Source organism: bacterium, from assembly GCA_021372515.1.
Classification (GTDB): Bacteria; Gemmatimonadota; Glassbacteria; order GWA2-58-10; family GWA2-58-10; genus JAJFUG01.
On the sequence record JAJFUG010000005.1, the window covers coordinates 12,947 to 31,043 of the forward strand.

The following is an 18,097-nucleotide window of genomic DNA, read 5'->3' on the forward strand; positions in this document are numbered from 1 at the left end:
GTTATGAACTGGGAAACGAATATCCTGCCTTTGCTGTTCACCAGTCTGGCTCTGAAAATATTCCTTCTGGCCCTGCTGTTCGAGGTAATCGATGCCGCGCTGGGTCAGGGTTACGGGACACTCGGAGCGCCTACCTTTATCCTGATGGGCTTCGATCCCAAGGCCGTTGTCCCGGCAATCCTGATCTCCCAGGCCATCGGCGGGCTGGTCAGCGCGGTGTGCCACCACAAGTTCAACAATGTCGATTTTGGGCACTGGCGCACCAACGACCTGAAAAGAGTGCTCTTCATAGCCCTGTTCGGCATCGTGGGGGTCACCATCTCCAGCATCCTGGGGATAAAACTGCCTAAAAGCATCATGTCCGTCTATATCGGCCTGATGGTGGTGGTGATCGGGGCTATGGTGGTGAGCGGGATAAGGTTCAATTTCTCCTGGAAAAAGCTGGCCCTTATCGGCACGATAAGCGCGTTCAACAAGGGGCTGTCCGGGGGCGGCTACGGGCCCCTGGTGGCCGGCGGGCAGGTGGTGATCGGGGTGGACGGCAAAGCCGCGGTGGGGATTACGGATTTCGCCGAGGCGCCGATCTGCCTCACCGGCTTTGCGATCTGGACTTTTATGGGAGGGACGCCTCCTCTTGATTTAACACTGCCTATGTGTATCGGCGCGGGAATAGCCCCGCTTTTCGGCGCCTGGCTCACCTACAGGATACCGACCAAGCACCTCCGGTTCGTCCTGGGCGGGGTATTGTTATTGCTCGGGGTTTTGTGTCTTCTGAAGGTCATCAACCCATGAACCGGAAGCAAAGATTCAGGAACGCATAGAATAGTCTGATTCAGAAACATGAACAAAGGAAGCCGTCCGGCGCGCACAGAGCCGGGCGGCTTCTCTATTTGTACACTGGGAAGCGTTTTATTAGGGGTTGGTCAATATACGGCAGCGAGCTGTCCCCCACTCCGGTGGATGGACGGAACCTTCCCTGCGCGGTTCAGTCTGCTCCGCTAAATTCAAGCCACTGCCCGTTTTCGAGATAATAAACAGTCGAGGCTTTCTCGATGAAAATATAATTGATACCCAGGTGATCGATCTGCTTGGGCGGCTCGTTGCCACCATAGTATTCGTAATGCTCCAGGATGTACTTCTTGTCCGCCGCAGCAATAGTAATCCAGATGAAGGCTTTTCTTTTTTGGGCATCAGCTCCGGGCACGAAAAGATGTTTCAGGACCTCAAGCACCGTATCCGCCCTGCCTTCGGGAAACATCAGAAGGAACTGAGTGGTGTCCCGAACCGCCAGCAGGGCAATGTCCGGCTCCCCTATGCCGTCAAAATCGGCTTGGACAACGTTGTCCGGGATGCTGTCCTCCTCGTAGAATGAAACAGGAATCTTGTAGCCTCCTTGCTCAAGCCAGTCGGCAACTGGAACAGGCAAAGTCGGGATGCCACGCGGAGCGATAAGAGCCGTGTCTATCGGGATGGTGCTCATCCTGAGCGAATCATCGGTGATCGAGCACCATTTACCCTGGCTGCAATAGTACCAGGTTCGTTTATCCTCATAATATGAGAAACGCTTATCCTGCCAATTGAGCAGAATCCCATCCAGAAAAACCGTGTCTCCATTTTCGGCCGTTACGAACGGCGGCGGCATATTCGTTTCACCGTAAAAGAAATAGGCATTCTCCATACTCATATCATCGAGCAGATCCACATACAGCAGTGAATCTCTCATATTACCCTCAGACTGATCTGTGTTGAGAGGCTTAGTCATGACGACAGCCGGTTCTGTTCCCGCAACTGAGTCGAATACAATCAGATCGAGGTTGATTCCTCTCAGAGCCAGCACGGCCCAGGCTCTTTGTCCGGGCTGGATAAACTGGCCCGACCTCACGTTATTCGTCTCGCCGTAATTCGGATATTGAGGGATCAGATAGCCGTTGCGGGTCAGCCAGGAACAGAATTTTTCCGGCAACTCGGGAAACGCCTCCGGCCGCAAGAGGCATACATACGCATGCGGTCCGCCCTCCTCGGAGAACTTTACCAGAATAGGGGAGGTATTCCTTACTTCGGGCTTAGCCACCTCGGGCGGCGCAGTCTGTACCGTCGCAGGAGTGGGACTCTGTTGCTTTGTGGAGCACACAGCCAGACTGAGGACCAGTAGAAAAGCAGTTTTACGAAAAACCATACCTACCTCCCTGGATTTGAGGATTGCAGTAAGTATAATTTATTACCTTTTCGCCGGTCAACGTTTTTTTCTCTTTCCGCACAACCCGGCTTGACAACCCTCAAGCCGTCTTTTATCCTCAGCACTGTAATATTCTTTTCTTTTTACCCGGCCTATCCTCTTGGGATAAAAAGTGCTGAAAACCCTGTTTGGGCTTCTCGGCCTGTTCATTCTGGTCAGCCTCGCCTGGCGTCTGGCCTCCGGGCGGCGCTCCCTGCCCTGCCCGTCCTGGCTGCGCTGGCTGGTGGAGCTGGACAACCCGTTCTGCCGCACCGGCCGGGCGGCGGTGATCCTGTCGCGCCTGGACCTTCGCCCCGGCCTGGCCGTGCTGGATGCCGGCTGCGGCCCCGGGCGGCTGACCATTCCCGCGGCCGGGAGCGTGGGGCCGCAAGGACAGGTGACAGCCCTGGACATCCAGCGCGGGATGTTGGAGCGGGTCCGGGCCCGGGCGAGGGCCGAGGGCCTGGAGAACATAACCCTGATCGAGGCCGGGGCCGGCCAGGGCCGGCTGGAGCGCGGGCGGTTCGACCGGGCGCTGCTGGTCACGGTGCTGGGCGAAATTCCACAGCCCGAGGCAGCCCTGAAAGAGATTTTCGATTCGCTCAAGCCGGGAGGTGTGCTCTCTGTGACCGAGCTGATTTTCGACCCGCATTTCCAGCCCCGCGGCAAAGTGGCGCGCCTGGCCGTATCGGCCGGATTCCGCCAGAGAGCATCCTTCGGCGGCAGTCTGGCCTACACGCTCAATTTCGAGAAACCCACGTCCGGCTGAAAAAAACCATTTTCAACCCGCCGCGCTGGTGCTATTATCCGTAGGTGACAGCTTGACATCCCACCTGAGCCTCGCCGGGCCCACAGCGCGCCCGGCCCCGCCCAGAACCACCACGACCGGCCGCGCAGTAAACAGAGAGCAGAAGGAGGCGATGCATGTCAAACGGGGACAACCACATCTCAAGACGCAGCTTTTTCTTCTACGGCAGCCTGCTCGCCGGGGCGATCCCGGCGGCCGGGTTCGGCAGTGTGCCCTCCCTGAGCCGCCTGGGCTACAAATCCCCCAACGAGAAGCTGAACATCGCCTCGATCGGGGCCGGGGGACGGGCCGCCGGGGACATCGACGGCTGCACGTCCGAGAATATCGTGGCCCTCTGCGACGTGGATGACCGTCAGGCCGCCGAGACCTACGCCAAATTCCCGAACGCCAGGAAGTACAAAGATTTCAGGAAGATGCTGGACAAGGAGGGCCGGGGGATCGACGCGGTCATAGTCGGCACCCCCGACCACATGCACGCCACGCCCGCGATCTGGTGCATGGAGCGCGGTCTGCATGTCTACGTGGAAAAGCCCCTGACCCGCACGGTCTGGGAGGCGCGCCAACTGACCAAGGCCGCCGAAAAGTACAAGGTCGCCACCCAGATGGGCAACCAGGGCTACTCGAACGAGGGCACCCGCCTGGCCTCCGAGGTGATCTGGTCGGGCGAAATCGGCAACGTGACCGAGGTCCACGCCTGGACCAACCGTCCGATCTGGCCCCAGGGCATGAGCCAGGTCCCGGCCCCCGAGCCGGTCCCCGCCGGCCTGGACTGGGACCTCTGGCTGGGCATGGCCAGAATGCGGCCTTTCACCTCCGGCGCGGCCCCCGCGGGTGAGGCCGGGTTCTACCTGCCGTTCAACTGGCGCGGGTTCTTCGATTTCGGCTGCGGGGCGCTGGGCGACATGGCCTGCCATATCCTGGGCGCGCCGCACATGGCCTTGCGCCTGGGACCGCCCACGAGCGTGGAGGTGGTGCGCCAGGAGGGCAAGAACGACCTGTCGTTCCCCAGCGCCTCGGTGATCCGTTTCGAGTTCCCGGCCCGCGGGTCGATGCCGCCGCTCAAGCTCACCTGGTATGACGCGATGAAAGACGTGCCCATGCGTCCGGCCGGAATCCCCGAGGATCAATTGCTTCTCGGCTGGGGTTTGGATGTGGGCCACGGGCTGGCGCCGCTCAAGCCCGAGCCCCCGGCCGACGGTGAAAAACCGCGCCGCCCGCCGGACCAGGCCAACGGGGCCATTTTCATCGGCGACAAGGGCATCCTCACCACGGACAGCTACGCCGGCAACGTGCGCCTGCTGCCCGCCGAGCGGATGGTGGATTTCAAGAACCCGCCGCGGTTCCTGACCCGCTCGCCGGGCCACCACCGCGACTGGATCCGCGCCTGCAAGGGCGGCGATCCGGCCTGCTCCAATTTCAGCGTGGCCGGGCCGTTCACCGAGTGGATCCTGCTGGGCTCGATCGCCCTGCATTTCGAGGGCAAGCTGCTCTGGGACGCCGAGCGCATGCGTTTCTCCAACAACAACGAGGCGAACAGGTATCTCAAGCCCGAGTTCCGCAAGGGCTGGGAGTTCCACACAGTCTGAGCCGGCTGTTTACCCCAGCGGGCTGATGCATGAGAAACTGCGCGTGATAGGCCCACGCTGGCAAAGCTGTTTCTTGCCTTACTCTCAAGTATACGGCAAGATAAAAGGACCTGTCCTTAGGGGCAGGTCCTTTTTCTCTTATATCGAAGGTGGGAAAATCTCAGATCCGGTCTTTTTCAGGGAGAGGGCCATGCCGTCTGCTGAGCATATCGAGAAGCATTTCACCGCCGGTGAAACCGTGCGCGACATAGTTATCGGCATGTCGGACGGATTGACCGTGCCGTTTGCCCTGGCGGCCGGGCTTTCCGGGGTTGCCGCCTCGTCGGCAATCGTGGTGACCGCCGGGCTGGCCGAGATCGTGGCCGGCTCGATCGCGATGGGTCTGGGAGGCTATCTGGCCGCCCGCACCGACCGGGAGCACTACGAGAGCGAATTGCACCGCGAATGGCGCGAGGTGGAGGAAGTCCCGGAAAAGGAGGCCGAGGAAGTGGCGGTTGTGTTCCGCGAGTACGGCCTGGCCGAGGAGCATATCACTCCGGTGCTCGACGCCATGCGGTCGCGCCCCGAGGCCTGGGTCGATTTCATGATGCGTTTCGAGCTGGGGCTGGAAAAGCCTGTTCCCGGCCGCGCCCGGCGCAGCGCCCTGACTATCGCTCTGTCCTACATCGCAGGCGGGCTGATCCCCCTGGCGCCCTATATGCTTGTCCCCACCCTGGGCGAGGCGCTGCACTTTTCGGTGGCTTTCACCCTGACCGCGCTGCTGGTCTTCGGGGCGGTCAAGGGCCATTTCACCGGGCTGAACCTCCTGAAAAGCGGCCTTCAGACCGCGGTCACCGGTGGGCTGGCCGCAGCCGCGGCGTTCTACATCGCGCACCTGGTGGGACCGGCCGGTTGAATAGGGCAAGAACAGCAGGGGACGCACTACTCCGCGCCCCCGGCTCTACATTCCGTTTATCACCGGCCGAACCTCAGCTCCCGAACTCCAGGCTCATCTCGCCCAGCAGAAGGATACTGGATTGCGGCATGCGCCGGGCCCGCAGGAACAGGTCCATCACTCCGGAGAAGTCTCCTGCCGCCACGCCCTGGCCGGTGAAAGTGTAATCGTGCAGCGGGGCGTAACCCACTGTGCCGCCGTGGTGCGCCATGTACTGCGAGTCCTTCTCCTCAGGGGCGTAACCCTCAAGGCTCACTCCCTCCGGCACGGCGGAGAAAACCTTTTTCACCTGGTCGGCCAGCTCGCGGTTGTTCAGGTTGAAAGAGAACCCGAAATGCGCTCCGGTTATGTCCCTGACCTGGCTCACCTCCAGCCCGAGACAATCCCGGCAGGCCGCCAACGCCCGGCCGAAACCCTCGACCGCGCTTTCCTCCAGGCAGACATGCACGTAATTCTCCACCTCCAGCGCCTCCTTGACCAGCTCGGCCAGGGTGTCGCGGCGGATGCCGGACTTGCGGTGGAAGAAATACCCGAAACTGCCGCCACACCCCGCGCGGTAGCCCAACAGAAAGCCCTTGACCAGCCCGAACGGCCCTGAGATCACCAGTTCCTTGAACCGCGTGCTCATCTTGCCCTCCAGGAATGAGGATTTGTTGTCAGAAAGCCTCATCTCATTATAGGGCAAGGGGTGGCACTTTTTCCAGTGCCGGCAGAAAAAAGGGCGCCTCAAGGGCGCCCTAAAAGAAATGAAATGTAATTCTGGAATGGGTGCGGCAGCTTTTCAACCTAATTAATTAGGTGTTGAGCGTCTGTGACGCGTTACCCTAACCGGTCTACCGTTAACTTTCCGAGTGTACGGACGAACGGATACTATTTTACGACCATTGGTTGTTTTAGCCATTTGGCATCACCTCCTTCCTACAACAAGTGACGCCTTCCCAGTATCTCATGACACGGGAATGCGGTTTTGCTACCGCACCCAAAAACGATTCTAATAAATCTCCCTTTTCAACTGCAGCCGCTGGTGTCACCGCAGGCCGGGCAGGTGTAGCAGGAGCCGCGGCGCTCCATCATACTGCCGCAGTTGGCGCAGTTGGGTGCATCCCCCACCAGGTCGAACTTCATCTGCTGCCCCAGCGTCTCCTCCTGACCGGACAGGCCCCGCGGGCGGCTCAGCTCCTCAAGCACCTCCTCATCCGCCTTGATCCGCCGGATGCCGATCGACTCCTGCTGCCCGGCGGTCAGAAAGCGCGAGCCCAGCCAGCGGAAAATGTAGTCCACCACCGACTTGGCCATCGGTATCTGCGGGTTGCCGGTCATGCCGCTGGGCTCGAAGCGCATGTGCATCATCTTGTCCACCAGCACCTCCAGCGGGGCGCCGTACTGAAGGGCGATGCTGGTGACTATTCCAAGCGAGTCGAGCAGGCCCGACAGGATCGAGCCCTCCTTGTGGATCAGGATGAAAATCTCCCCCAGCTTGCCGTCCGGATACATCCCGGCGGTGACATAGCCCTGGTGGCCGGCGATCTCGAACTTGTGCGTGATCGCCTGGCGCTCGGCGGGAAGGCGGCGGCGCTTGGGCACGGTTGCCACCTCGGTCGGGGCGCTGGCCTTTTTCTGGCTCTTAGTCTGCAGGGGCTGGCTGCGCTTGCAGCCGTCCCGGTAGATCGCGATGGACTTGAGCCCGCTCTTCCAGGCCTGCAGGTAGAGGCTCTCTATATCCTCCACCGTGGCGTGGGCCGGCATGTTGACTGTCTTCGAAATAGCGCCCGAGAGGAACGGCTGCGCCGCGGCCATCATCCGCACGTGGGCCTCGGGGCTGAGCGTGGTCACGCAGTCCGGCTGGCCCAGCGAGGTGGCGAACACCTTTTTCTGCGCCTCGGGCAGCTCGAAAGTCTCCAGGCTGCCGTGCTCGGCGATATGCTCCTCGGCGCGGCGGACAGTCTCACGGTCGAGGCCCATGTATTCCAGGCTCCGTCGCACCAGCGGGTTGACCAGCTTGAGCACGCTGCCGTCCACCACGTTCTTGTACTTTACCAGCGAAAGCTCCGGCTCGATCCCGGTGGTGACCGCGTCCATGAAGAAACTGATCGTACCGGTGGGCGCGAGCAGCGTAACCTGCGAGTTGCGGTACCCCTGCGGGTAGAGGCGCTCCACGCACAGACGGTCCCAGCTGGCGCGGGCCTGGCGCAGAAGGTTGCTGTAGAACACGGGCGGCTCATCCTCCGGCTCGGTAAGATCGAGCAGGGCGCCGCGGTGCTTGTCCAGCACGTGGCACATCGCTTTCTCGTTCAGTTTCCAGGCGGCGAACGGCCCCACCCGGCCCGCGATCCAGCCGCTGGTCTCATTGGCCAGGCCGTGCATCAGGGCGGTTAGCGCAGCGGTGATCTGCCGGCCCGGATCGGAATCATAGGCCACCCCGTGGACCATCAGCATTGCGCCCAGGTTGGTGTAGCCCAGGCCCAGGGGACGGAAATCGAAGGAGTTGCGGGTGATGTCCTCGGTCGGGTACTGGGCGAAGCCGCAGATTATCTCCTGGGCCAGGATCATCACACGCACGGTCTGGGCGAACTGGTCCACCCGGAACGAGCCGCGCCCGGCGACATAGTGCAACAGATTGATCGAGGAAAGGTTGCAGGCGCTGTCATCCAGGAACATGTACTCGCTGCACGGGTTGGAGGCGTTGATCCGACCGCTGCGGGGGCAGGTGTGCCACTCGTTGATCGTGGTGTCGAACTGGATGCCCGGGTCGCCGGTGATCCAGGCCGCCTCGGCGATCCGGCGGAACATGGCCCTGGCCTCCACCTCCCGGACCGTCTCGCCCGAGGTGCGGGACTTGAGGGACCATTTGCCGCCCTCCTCCACGGCGCGCATGTACTCGTCCGTGGCCCGCACGCTATTGTTGGCGTTCTGGTAGGTGACAGTGCTGTAGGCCTCGCCGCAGATCGAGTCATCGTAGCCCGCGTCGATCAGGGCGTGGGCCTTGCGCTCCTCGATCACCTTGCAGTCGATGAACCGCTCGATGTCGGGGTGGTCGTCGTTCAGGATACACATCTTGGCCGCGCGGCGGCTCTTACCGCCCGACTTGATCGCCCCGGCGTTGGCGTCCAGCACTTTCATGAAACTCAACGGTCCGCTGGCCGTGCCGCCGGTGCTGAGCGGCTCACCCTCGGCGCGCAGGGTGCTGTAGTTGACCCCGGAGCCGCTGCCCCACTTGAATATCTGGCCCTCGGTCACGATCAGGCGGCTGATGTCCGCCATGTCATCCTTGACCGAGTTGATGAAGCAGGCCGAGGCTTGGGGCCGCTCGCCCGGCACTCCGATGTTGAACAGCACCGGGCTGTTGAAACAGGCCCGCTGGTGCAGCAACACGTATTTGAGCTCGGCGCGGAACGTCTCCCGCTCCTCCGGGTCCAGGAAATAGCCCGCCTCATCCCCCTTGAGCGCCACCGTGTCGGCCACCCGGTCGATAAGCTGGCGCAGGCTGGTCTCGGTGTACTGGCTCGATTTCTTGAAATACTTGCTGGCGGTTATCTTGCAGGCCGTGTCGGACCAGGCGGAGGGGAACTCGAACCTCTCGCCCTCGAAAATCACCCGTCCGCTGGCGTGGTCGGTGATTTTCACCGGGCGCTTGCCCCATTCCACGGTGGAGTAGACATCCTCCTCCGGCCGGGTGAACAGGCGCTCCAGGCGCTCCCCGTAGCGGAACGGTTCAGCCCCGGCTCCGGAATCCTCGTCTTTCGGGGCGCCGTTTGCCTGTTTCAGGCGGTTGATGATCCCTTGCTCCGCCCGGGCGGATTCGCCCTTGCTCCTCATATCGCCAACCTGCATCAGAATACTCCCCACAGAGGTTTTTAAACACCATATAGCGAAGCATTGTTTTGCATACATACTATATATAGTATTCTTGTCTTTATCAAGAGCCGCGAAAAAATATATATAAAAAATCAAGTTACTTTCAGGCCAGGCTCTCGCTCCAGCCGGCCAGTCGGATACCTGCTCCCGACAACTTCCGGCGCCGTGACAAAAAAAGCCGCACGGGCAACTCTCGACCCGTGCGGCTTCAGTGTTCTCTGTCCCGGCCTTCTTACTTCTTCTTCAGGATAATCTCCGCATTCTCGGCATCCCGGATCTGCTTGAACAGGTTGGCGTAGCGGGTATCGTAGCTGCGGGCCGCGATATTCTGCAAACCCATGGAAAACTTGCGCTTAATTTGCAGCTTGGCGCCGTCCGAGATGATGTTCCGGCTGTAAAAGAACCCCTTGGTGCGCAGCTCGAGCGGAGCGGGCAGGCTGTCCAAAACAGAGTAACCGGCCGGCAGGGCCAGGTTGACCGTGCTCTCGAAATCCCCCATGTAGGGGACTACGACATTGTATTCGCGGGGCTCGCCGGTCAGGCGGCTGGTGAACGGGTCGGTGAGCACGGCGCCCTTGAGCGCCAGGTTGCCGCTCACCGCGCGCGCCGCACCCTTGATACTGACATCCGCGCTGACATTGAAACCGTCGGCGGGCTGCGTTGGATCATCGGCCTTGTAGCCGCCGGTGACGCTGAGGTTGTCGAACATGCCCTCGATACCGGCGGCCCAGGCGGCCTGGCTCCCGGCCTCGCCGGCCGCGGTCAGGATCTGCTTGACCTCGGCCGCCACATGGCCGGAGTTACTCTGCTTAAGCTGGCCGCTCAGCGTACCGTCCGCAGCCAGGGTCAGGCTGGCCTCGATCTCTTCCTTGCTTTTTTCGGGTTCGAGGATCGGCACCTCGGCGTTGACAAAAGTCACATCGTTCTCGCCGCTCTGGTTGACTATCGCCATCACACCTTCCAGCGCCGGGTCGATATAGTCGGCCGGCATGGCGACCTCGCAGGCGGGCTGCCAGAACTTGAAGCGGCGGCTCGCCACTTCCAGGGCGATCAGCGGGCTGTCGAACTGGGTCTCGATGGTCAGTTTCATATCGAAAGCGCCGCGGTTGCGGCTCTTGGCGTAGGCCGGATAGACCGACAGGCCGTTGAGCTGCAGGGCCGACACCAGGAAGAAATTGATGTCATCGGCGTTGCCGGCCTTGGCGCGCAGGAGGTTGTCGGGGGTCTGCGGCTTGCTCGACCAGTAGAAAGCCTCCCATCTGTTGAGGTCGGGAAGCAACTTGATGTTCTTGCGCGCCCAGGACACCGCGGCGGTGACTTTCTCCTCGGGCGTGGAGGCCCCGGCGATGGCGGAGGCGATATCGGTTTTCGCCTGGCGCGCCTGACGTTCATTGGTCAGATAGTTCATGGTCATGCGGTGCAGCACGTGGTTCCAGCTCTGGCTGAAAAACGTGGGGCGCAGACGGTACTCGGTGTCGGTGTACTTGATAACGTTGACCGCATCGCGCATGAAGGCGTCGATCCGCGGCGAAATATCCATGTACGTGGCGACAAACGGGACTTTGGCCGGATAGGCCGGCACCGTGTCGAGCGAGACCTCGAAATACTGGTGCCCGAAGAACTGCCATTTGTCCGGGCTGTCGGAAACATCGATGGTGCGCAGCTTGTTGCGCACATCCGTGTTGTACTGGGTCTCGATGTTGTTGAAACGGTCGTCCATCACCAGCGTGGGCTTGACCGAGAAATTGTTCGGCTCGTAAGAGAAATGCAGCATTTTCGAATTGCGCATGATGAAATTGGCTTTGAGCACCGGATACTCTTTCATGAACAGGAACCGGTCATACAGCACGGCGCGTTTCTGCTCCAGCTTGTATTCGTATTCCAGAACGCTTCCCACCTGCACGTCCGGGAAAGTGATCTCACGTATCTTGTAGGCTTTCTCGCGCTTGTCGTGCAGCACCGGGTTTTCGTTGATCTTGAGCAGGTCACCGGCGCTGGCGTTGGTGTTGAGTTCCTCGTTGCGCAACAGGTACATCGTGGTGCCCTGTTCCAGCGGATAGACAAAATCCCGGTCCTGCCCGGCCAGATCGACCTCCCGCTCGGGAATGTCGTTCACCTTGGATATCTGGCCGTTGTTGATCGTGCGGGCCACCATGTCGACCACGCGGTTCTCGTAATAGATCGGAATCTTGACCGTGCGCAGCTTGGCGATGGCCGATTCCTTGAGGACTTTCAGCACGACATGCCGGGTGACATTGACCGGGTTGATGATGCGGGACTGATCGGTGTCCTTCTCATCCAGAATATAGACCGCCTCGGCCTCCGGATAGGCGGCCGCAAGGTCCGCCGGCATGATGATTTTCTTTTCCTGGATGAGCTGGTCGAGGTTGTCGGTCAGGGCCGCAGCATTCCCCGCCAGCACCACCAGAAGTGTCAGGACCGGAGCCAACACGCGCTTAAAAGCCATCGAATCCCTCCAATACAGAAGTTATACGGAAGTGAAACGGTTCCCGGACGAGATCAGAATCAAGTCGACCCCCTTTCTCAAGCGACCGGAAGTCTTTGAAAAAGTACGGGCGATTAAGACCAAATCTCGGGCCACCTGTGGCCGAGTAAGCACATCGGGTGGATTAAAATATAAACCTGCGTTCGCTGGTATCGAAGCTAAACGGGCGGTCAGTTTCAGTTTCTTGCAGTAACCTAATTTACATTCGTTCGATAGAAAGTCAATCGAATGGATGGTTTTTGCAGCGCTGCGGAACGGACTGGACGGTATGCCTGCGGGAAGGATTCTCAATAACCGAACGAAACACTGAAAGTGATGCGACCCTCGTTTCTGCGCTCACCGTCAGCAAATAGAAATACGGCCTGGGAGGCGGCCTCCAGGGTGAAAATGTCCCCCAACTCGGCGGTTACGCCGCCGCCGGGAGAGCACACAAGGTAACGCAACGGGCCGGCATCAACATCGCCCACCTGGTGACGGTAACCCACGGAGGTCTGAAAGAAAGGATAGATCCAGTAGCTGGACGGTTTGACATTGAAACGCGCGCCCAGGCCCCACTCGATGAAATCATCGTCCTGGCCGCGAGCGTCCCCCAGGCCGTAGACCGCATCCAGGCCCAGTTCCAGAACACCACGGCGGTCCACCTTACAGGCGACTCCCAGGCCGTAGAGGTCCTCCCCACCCCGGAAATACTTGCCCATGATGAAACGGTTGGACCAGCGGTAGAACCGCCCGCTCTCGAACCGGACCGGTGTGGTCATCTCCTGCCCCGCGGGTTGGGCGGCCATTTCCCCGGCCGGGGAGGCCTGCGGCTGCATCATTTCGGTTGAGGGTGTAAGGTTCCCAGGCGTGGAGACCTTGTCCAGCAGACGGTCCACCTGGCCCTCGATCCGGTACAGGCTGCCGTCCAGCGCGCTCACCCTGTTGCGCAGCACACTGATCTGGGTGTCGGTCAAGTCGCCGGCGCCGGCTTTCCGCCCGCCCGATCCGGCTGCGACCGCGGCCGGCGCGTTCGCGCTCAAAGCGCTGTTCTCGACCCAGCCCACCTCCACAGTACCGGGCATGCGCACCATCGACCAGCGGCCCTGTCCGCCCATCACCTCGACCGCCACCCCGGGCGCCAGGACATCCAGCACCACCGCGCCGGTGTCGGGACGGGCCAGGACAGAGGCCTGGCGGATGACTTTCATGCTCTGCTGGGCGTTGAGCCAGGACGGGACCAGGATAAAACAGAGAGTCAGGGCGAGTGCTTTCAGTATTTTCATCGGTTGACCGTGTGAGGATTGTTGTTCGGTTCAGGGTATCTGACAGCTCTCTTTATAAGCAAGTTTCGAGCCATATCCTGCCAGAGTCGCTCCACCACCCGCTTGCAGCCGCCCCGGCCCTAAAAAGAAGAGGCGGCCCCGGGCCGCCTCTTTGTGTGTAAAATATTACATTGCAATTCATAACGTTGTCATTCAATCCTCGGGCCGCGGAAGGCTGTGCTCCAGGCGCAGCCCGGCCTCACCCCCGGCGGCCACGCGCAGGGGTAGCTCATAGCGCACCCGGTCCAGGAAACATCTTCCACCGCCCGCCTTGTCACAGTAGTAGACTGTCAGGTCCAGCTCCAGACCGGCGGAGCCTGAGACCGCGTTCAGCGGCACCCGGGTGGAGAGCGTGTGCCCGCCGCTCAGCTCGAACGGGCCGACACTGACCGCGCCGCGGTCGGAGGTGGACACCTCCAGTGTGTTGGGGGCCTGGTCGTTCACCTCCAGGCCGCTGCCCGACTGGACCTGGAAATCGAGGCTCAGCGCTCCAGGCCGGACCGTACGCCCGGGAAGCCGCACCACCCGCCCGTCGAACGCAGTCCCGGCCTCCGGCTCCAGCTTGTCCAGGCCTTTCAGCTCCAGGCTGGACACGCGGCTGTCCGAGGGGTCGTAGACCCGGATCAGACTGTTGTTGGTGTCTGTGATGTAGAAGCGGCCGTCCAGGTATTCGATGTCGTTGGGCTCGTTGAGCCGGGCCCGCCCTGCCGGGCCGTCCGCATCCCCCGACTGCCCGTCGCCGATCAGGGTGCTTACCCGTCGCTGCTCCGGGTCGATAACGCGTATCTTGTTGTTGTAGGTGTCGGCCACGTAAATCTTCCCCGCGTGCCACAGAAGGCCGATGGCGTGCTGAAGGCGGGCCTGGCCCAGGGGACCGTCGATGTCCCCGAACTCAAACAGGCCCTCGCCCACGAGCGTGCTCACCCGCCCGTCCTCCAGCTTGCGCACCGAGGAGGTCTCGCTGTCGGTGAAATAGATCACCCGCCCATCCGTGCTGAGGCCCGAGGGCTGAGCCAGGGCGGCCTCCAGCGCCGGGCCGTCCTTGATGTCCTCCCAGCCGCTGCCGGCCAGGGGCGCGGCCTTCCCGCTCTCCGGGTCGAAACTCCAGAGCTGGTGCGGCCCGGCCATGGCGATTATCAGCCTATCGTCCAGCAGAAGCACATCCCAGGGGGAGTTGAGCGCCAGCGAGGTTCCCACTCCCCCGCCGGAGCGCCCGCCCTGCACGCCCGTGCCCAGCACCGTGGTTACACTCCCGGCCTTCAGGTCCACGCGGCGGAGCAGGTGGTTGTCGGTGTCCGCCACGTAGAGCACTTGCTTTTCCGGGTCCCAGGCCAGGCCCTGCGGGCGCAGGAAACCCGCCTGCCCGAACGGGCCATCCGCCCGACCGGCCACGCCGCTGCCGATCACCTGAAGGATATGCCCCTGCGGGTCGAGCACCAGCACGCGGTTGTTGTCGGAGTCGGTGACGAACAAGCGGTGGCCGGCGCTGTCCACGGCCAGCTTGCCCGGGAACGAAAGCACCCCGCGCGGGGCACGCCCGAGCTCCAGGTTGAACTCCATTTTCTTTTTCACCAGCACGCCGCGCTTTTCGTATTCCGCGGACAACCGCCCGAGGTTGCTGTCTATCAGGTCGAAAATCCCCTCGCCGCTGGCCTGGGCGATCACGTAGCCCTCCGGGTCAATCAGGACGAACGAGGGCCAGGCGTGGACCGCGTAGGCGTTCCACAACTCGAAACGGTAGTCGTTCAGCACCGGGTGCTCGATCCCGTAGCGCAGGATTGCCTCGCGTATGTTGCGTGTGCTGCGCTCGCCCTCGAACTTGGCCGAGTGCACACCCACCACGGTCAACTGCGGATACTTCTTTTCCAGACGGGCCAGGTCGGGCAGCACGTGCATGCAGTTGATGCAGCAGTAGGTCCAGAAATCGAGCAGCACGAAATGTCCCCGGAAATCGGCCAGGACGTAGCGATGGCCGGTGTTGAGCCAGTCGGCGTAGGAGGGGAACTCCACCGCCCGGACATGTTGCGTGTATGGCTGCATGGTCTCTCCCTGGGCCGGGCCTTGGGCGACGGCCGCTCCGGGCAGGGGATGCAATAGCAGCAGCCCCAGGCCGATCCGGGTCCATCTTTCGAGCGCAGCGGGCATGGCCGCCTCCCTGGCGCAGTGTATGAAAGTCGCTGCTTCAATATGCACTATTTGGTACAGTTTGTACACCGGCGGGAAGGATGTGTTCGCCATGTTGTTTTCAGGCTTTATCAGCCGAGCGCAGGCTCAGTCGTAGAAATTCCAGGATATGCCGAACACGGCGCGCGGGGCGGCCAGGTGCAGGGGGTCGGTCTCGTTGTAGTAGTCGGCCAGGAGATGGTCCAGGCGGCCGTAGATCACCAGGTCGATGATCCGCACCGCGGCCGAGCCGCCCAGGTCCACCCGGCCGGGCTGCGTGAGGGACCGGGACGCCTGCCCCGCCGGGATGAAACTGAACTCGCTGTCGTAGCGCAGCTCGGCGCGCAGGCTGTAGCCAAGGTCGCCGTGGAACATATCGCCCCCCAAGGCCAGGGTGGCGCTGTGGCTGCGCGCGGGAAGATATGGCACAGCACTGGGGGCATCGAACAGCTCTCTTCCCCGCAGCGTGAGGTCGAAACCCAGGAATAGAGGGCTCTCCAGCACATATTCCAGCCCGGCGGCGCTGTAGTCCACCCGCAGGGGATTGGCGGGAAGAGTGAACGGGTCGGGGTCGAGCGGGTTGAAACTGTGGTTGGAGACATTCACGTAGAGCGCCCCGGCGCTGAGCCGCGTGCGGGAGGCCAGGTTGAGGCTCATTCCGGCCCCGGCCCGGGTGATCCGTCCCACCGGAATCTTCCCGGAGGCGGAGGTTTCATCCAGCGTGGCCAGGTCGAGCAGGCCCACCGAAAGCGCCTCGCGCGAGAGCGAGAGGTTGAAACCGGGCTTGTCGCCTGGCTGACGCGCCAGGCCGAGGCTGAACACAGGGGTGTTCTCGGTGCGGTCGGACAGACGGTAGCCGGCGGAGGCCTTGAGCGCCAGCCCGGCCGGAGCGGCCAGCGCGGCGTGGGCGGCCAGAAGGCGGTTTCGCAGCGAGCCTGCGGCCAGGGAGAGCTTGCGCGCGCGGTCGTGCTCCTCCTCGGCGCTCAGGCCCAGGAGTAGCGTTTCCGTGGCCCGGTGTTCCAGGTTCACTGCGTAGCCGTCCCCCACGCCCCCGGCGAACACCAGCGCTCCGTTGCCGTCGCGCGCTGGGTGCTGGCTGGAGCTGTGGCGAAGGGCCAGGCTGTAGCTGGTCTTTTGTCCCAGGCTCCCGGCCAGGGCGGCCTGCAACCAGGTGTTGTCCTGTTTCTGCCGTGGGAAAGAGCCGTTGGCCTTGCGCGTGTCGGCAAAGTAAAGCCCGTCGACACTCAGCAGCATATTGCGTCCCAGCGACTGCTCCAGGCGGGTGAAATACTGTATCTGCTGGTAATCGAACAGAAAGGCCTCGTCATCCTGCTGCACCTTGTTGATATCAACGTGCAGCGCCCCCCGTCCGAAAAGGCCGCGGCGCAGCCCTCCGCCCATGCGGTTGAGCTGGTAGGAGCCGCCGCTCAGCCCCATGCGCGAGACCGCGGGCGAGCTCTGCAGGGTCCGGCTCTGCAGCGCCAGCGAGGCCGCTCCGCCGTAGGCCCCGGCCAGGCTCCCGGCCTCGCCGTCCAGCACGGCAGCCCCCAGCACCTCCAGCGGCACGACACGGGTGTCGCAGCCGCCGGTCAGCGGATCGACCAGGGGCATGCCGTTGAGGCTCAGGCGCAACTGCGAAAACCCGGTCCCGAAAGCGCTCAATCCGGCCGGACGGCCGCGCCCAAGGCTGTCCATGGTCAGCAGGGACGGCCCCTGGTGCAGGATATCCTCCAGATACACGCCGCGCACGCTCTCCAGCTCGGCGCTCTCCAGGCCGTAGCTCCCGGAGGCCTGCGGGGCCGCGACCGTGGACAGGCCGCGGCTCAGGCTGTCCAGTGCGGTGGAGGGAAACCGGGAGACCCGCTCCAGGCTGTCGCGTCCGGCTTGCAGGGCAGTGCTGTCCGCGGGCAGGCCAGGGAGGCTGTCCGGCGCGGAAGGCGCGGGCAGGGTCGAATCCGCCGGCGTCTCAGCGGCAGAGGAATCCACAACCGCGGCGGTGCTTTCAGCCGCCTGGGCGGCATAAGCCCCCCCGGCAGACAGGAGCAGCGGCACGAATGCAATAAGGGTAAGAAATCCGATGCGGTGTGAGAACGATCTCATCCGGGTGCGGCCGGTTCGAAAGGGATGGAGCTGCCGGGGATGCCCAGGCCGGCAGTGTATCACGGGACCCACGGAACGCCGTCGTTGCCGGTGGGTACATCGGTCACCGGCTTCACTCTTTTCCAGGTCTCGGTGTAGAGGACATTGCTCTGGGTGTAATTGAACCTGATCCAGTCCCAGTCCTTGTCGTACTCGCCGACATAGGCATAGCTGAGAGCGCCGTAGTAGAGTATCCCCACGTGATCGTCGCTGCGCAGCACGTAGCCCGAGTCGGCCAGGGAGGTGCTCCCGCCGTCCAGAGTGTAATCCCGTTTGAATGGATAGGCGTAAAGGTCGTAGCTGGCCGAGGCCAGGGTGTCCTCCGCCTCGACAAGCATCACCCCGCCGGTGGCGGACTGGTCATCGTAGGTGTAATTCACCCCGTCGCTGGTGGCGCTACGCTGGGTGAGATAGTAAGTCCCCCTGAGGCTGAAACCGGCCGGCAGGGTCCCGGCCAGGGGGTTGTCTTTGTCCGAACTGCAGGCCAGCGCCAGGAGCGCCAGCAGGGCTGTCAGCAGCAGGGCCGCTGCGCCGCGGCCCTTGCCGCGGTTGGATTCGGGGCTTAAATTGGCATTCGGCATGGCACACTC

At 62.3% G+C, this 18,097-nt stretch carries 11 protein-coding genes and 1 pseudogene; 4 read left to right on the plus strand and 8 right to left on the minus strand.

Annotated elements, in window-relative coordinates; genetic code table 11:
* Positions 1 to 3 precede the first annotated feature (3 nt).
* The gene (locus LLH00_00255) at positions 4 to 792 is read left to right on the plus strand and encodes a sulfite exporter TauE/SafE family protein (GenBank protein ID MCE5269698.1); all 789 of its coding nucleotides are present in this window, start codon (positions 4 to 6) and stop codon (positions 790 to 792) included.
* 193 nt (positions 793 to 985) lie between these two features.
* Here the strand turns inward: LLH00_00255 and LLH00_00260 are convergent, their stop codons facing one another.
* Entirely contained in the window at positions 986 to 2,176 is a 1,191-nt protein-coding gene (locus tag LLH00_00260; GenBank protein MCE5269699.1) for a hypothetical protein, read from the minus strand.
* A 172-nt stretch (positions 2,177 to 2,348) separates the two neighbouring features.
* On the opposite strand from LLH00_00260, the gene LLH00_00265 reads away from it, so the two are divergent.
* The 3 genes from LLH00_00265 (at position 2,349) to LLH00_00275 (ending at position 5,504) form a co-directional block, all read left to right on the plus strand.
* Entirely contained in the window at positions 2,349 to 2,984 is a 636-nt protein-coding gene (locus LLH00_00265) for a methyltransferase domain-containing protein (GenBank protein ID MCE5269700.1), read from the plus strand.
* A gap of 155 nt (positions 2,985 to 3,139) precedes the next feature.
* Positions 3,140 to 4,609 (plus strand): Gfo/Idh/MocA family oxidoreductase, encoded by a 1,470-nt coding sequence (locus LLH00_00270; GenBank protein MCE5269701.1) that lies wholly within the window; start codon positions 3,140 to 3,142, stop codon positions 4,607 to 4,609.
* A gap of 190 nt (positions 4,610 to 4,799) precedes the next feature.
* Positions 4,800 to 5,504 carry a VIT1/CCC1 transporter family protein gene (locus LLH00_00275; protein MCE5269702.1) on the plus strand — a complete coding sequence of 235 codons (705 nt, stop codon included), beginning with the start codon at positions 4,800 to 4,802 and terminating at the stop codon, positions 5,502 to 5,504.
* Between the two features lie 73 nt (positions 5,505 to 5,577).
* On the opposite strand, the gene LLH00_00280 is transcribed toward LLH00_00275, so the two are convergent.
* The 7 genes and pseudogenes from LLH00_00280 to LLH00_00310 form a co-directional block, all read right to left on the minus strand.
* Positions 5,578 to 6,171 (minus strand): hypothetical protein, encoded by a 594-nt coding sequence (locus LLH00_00280; protein ID MCE5269703.1) that lies wholly within the window; start codon positions 6,169 to 6,171, stop codon positions 5,578 to 5,580.
* A gap of 380 nt (positions 6,172 to 6,551) precedes the next feature.
* On the minus strand, positions 6,552 to 9,374 hold the full coding sequence (locus tag LLH00_00285) for a vitamin B12-dependent ribonucleotide reductase (protein MCE5269704.1): 2,823 nt from the start codon (positions 9,372 to 9,374) through the stop codon (positions 6,552 to 6,554).
* 256 nt (positions 9,375 to 9,630) lie between these two features.
* A complete protein-coding gene (locus LLH00_00290; GenBank protein MCE5269705.1) occupies positions 9,631 to 11,865 on the minus strand; it encodes a DUF3857 domain-containing protein in 2,235 nt (744 codons plus the stop codon).
* 326 nt (positions 11,866 to 12,191) lie between these two features.
* Positions 12,192 to 13,166 carry a hypothetical protein gene (locus tag LLH00_00295; protein ID MCE5269706.1) on the minus strand — a complete coding sequence of 325 codons (975 nt, stop codon included), beginning with the start codon at positions 13,164 to 13,166 and terminating at the stop codon, positions 12,192 to 12,194.
* Between the two features lie 192 nt (positions 13,167 to 13,358).
* Entirely contained in the window at positions 13,359 to 15,350 is a 1,992-nt protein-coding gene (locus tag LLH00_00300; protein ID MCE5269707.1) for a redoxin domain-containing protein, read from the minus strand.
* Between the two features lie 217 nt (positions 15,351 to 15,567).
* Positions 15,568 to 15,675: pseudogene (locus LLH00_00305) on the minus strand (chitin-binding protein).
* 1,852 nt (positions 15,676 to 17,527) lie between these two features.
* Entirely contained in the window at positions 17,528 to 18,088 is a 561-nt protein-coding gene (locus LLH00_00310) for a hypothetical protein (protein MCE5269708.1), read from the minus strand.
* Positions 18,089 to 18,097: the final 9 nt, after the last annotated feature.